The following is a 1,973-nucleotide window of genomic DNA, read 5'->3' on the forward strand; positions in this document are numbered from 1 at the left end:
CGACGCATCCGTCTGCTTCGACAGGAACTGCCGGAACAGGCAACGCACCGACGAAGCTGACTCCAGAGCCAGCTGAGCGATGAGGAGCCACGCCAGCAGATAGCGCGTCGGCCTCGTCGCAGCTGGGAACAAAGAAGAAAAAATCGTCAGGAGTCTACCAATCACGGAGTTCTCGGTGTATAATGAAGTCATCGCATAGCCTTTCTCTTGGGTGTTAGTGTGGTTTAGCGATTTCATTATACACCATCAGGAGGCTATGCAATTTTATTGTGCTTCAAAAAGCTGTAAACTGCTGCAGATGGATTCCTGACATAGCTGAGATATTCACACCAACTTTTTCGGAGTGGTCCTTTATCCCAAATTATTGTCAAGTGAACAATTTGGTCGGACAGGAACAGAAAGTAGCGTCTGCAATCAACAAGCTGAAATCCATCTACAATATCAGCATAGGCGTTACGGACTTGAGCCAGACACTCACAATCGATGAAGTGACCGATATTTTTATCCGAATCAATTCGCAGGGCGTCGTTTTGTCGCAGGCTGACTTTGCCATGTCGAAGATTTCAGCCGATGATTTTTACGGCGGGAATGATACCAGAAAGATGATTGATTATTTCTACCATTTTATGCGGAGTCCGGTGGACTATGATGCAATCGCCGCCAACGATACAGAATTTGTCGAATCTGGTGGAATGCAGAAAATAAAATGGGTTGTCAATGAGACAGAGGACATCTATGTCCCAGATTATACTGATGTACTGCGGGTTTCCTTTACGCACAAGTTCATGCGAGGAAAGATTGCAGATCTGGTCAGTCTTTTATCTGGCCGTGATTTTGAGACGAGAGAGAATCTGGAAAGCATCGCAGAAGATTCATTTCATAAGCTTCGTCAAGGCGTAGAGAATTTTGTAAACGAAACTAACTTCAAGCGCTACATCATGATTGTCAAGTCTACTGGGATTATTGATACATCGCTCGTCCGTTCACAGAACGTGCTGAATTTCGGATATATCTTGTATCTCACGTTGAGGGACAGAGGCATGAACGCCGCGCTAATCGAGAAGCTGGTGCGCAAGTGGATTGTTCTTTCCATGCTGACGGGGCGTTATTCTAGCTCACCTGAATCCGCGATGGACTACGATATCAAGCGCTTTACAGAAATGAATCCCGAAAAGTTTGTTGCAACTACGGAAGAAGGCGAGATGTCGGATGCCTTCTGGAATACGGTGCTTGTCCAGAGATTGGATACTTCCGTATCCAGCAGCCCGTACTTCTTGTTGTTCCTGATGGCACAGGTGAAAGCGGGCTCCCGAGGTTTTCTGTCTGAGCAGATCGATGTATCATCGCTGATTCAGCAGTGTGGCGACATTCACCATATTTTCCCGAAGAGGTATCTTCAGAAGAACGGCATCAACAACCGCAGGGACTACAATCAGATTGCTAATTACGTCTATACGCAGTCGGAAATCAACATCAAGATCAAGAATGATGCACCATGCGTGTACATGGCAAAAATGAAGGAGCAAATTGCCAACGGCGAGTTGCAGTATGGTGGAATCACCGATGCAGATGACCTCAAGAAAAACCTTGCCGAAAACTGTGTGCCAGAGGAGTTCATGAACATGGATAGCAATGATTACAAGGCCTTCCTTGAGAAGCGGCGCATTCTGATGGCAGGATTTATTCGCAGGTTTTATGAGAGCTTGGGGTGATTGTATTGAGCAAAAAAAGTCCATTTGAAGAAGAATATGGCATCTGGATGACAGAGGATGAGTTGAAGAAATATAGAAATATGGGCGAGCTGACTCAAGGACTATATGAGGAAGGATTTCGAAGAGGCTTTGAAGAGGGGAATGAGAGAATTCGGGCAGATTATTTAAAAGGCTATGTCACAACAAACAGTTGATAAATAGCCATTTTTATAGGGGAGTATCAGAACTCCCCTACAAACTGTTATTTGCAGTTATCTATAC

General features: G+C 45.2%; 2 protein-coding genes and 1 pseudogene. 2 read left to right on the plus strand and 1 reads right to left on the minus strand.

Translation table 11 applies throughout. From position 1 onward, the window contains the following. Window positions 1–192: pseudogene (locus T518_RS11185) on the minus strand (IS701 family transposase); the annotation flags it as partial. A 179-nt stretch (window positions 193–371) separates the two neighbouring features. Between T518_RS11185 and T518_RS11190 the strand changes: the two are divergent. Then, window positions 372–1,712, plus strand: coding sequence for a hypothetical protein (locus T518_RS11190; RefSeq protein ID WP_162177262.1), 1,341 nt, complete (start codon window positions 372–374; stop codon window positions 1,710–1,712). Further along, the gene (locus T518_RS12080) at window positions 1,709–1,906 is read left to right on the plus strand and encodes a hypothetical protein (RefSeq protein WP_155948191.1); all 198 of its coding nucleotides are present in this window, start codon (window positions 1,709–1,711) and stop codon (window positions 1,904–1,906) included. The genes T518_RS11190 and T518_RS12080 overlap by 4 nt, the downstream gene beginning before the upstream one ends. Window positions 1,907–1,973 lie beyond the last annotated feature (67 nt).

It is taken from the genome of Mitsuokella jalaludinii DSM 13811, from assembly GCF_000702905.1.
GTDB lineage: Bacteria > Bacillota > Negativicutes > Selenomonadales > Selenomonadaceae > Mitsuokella > Mitsuokella jalaludinii.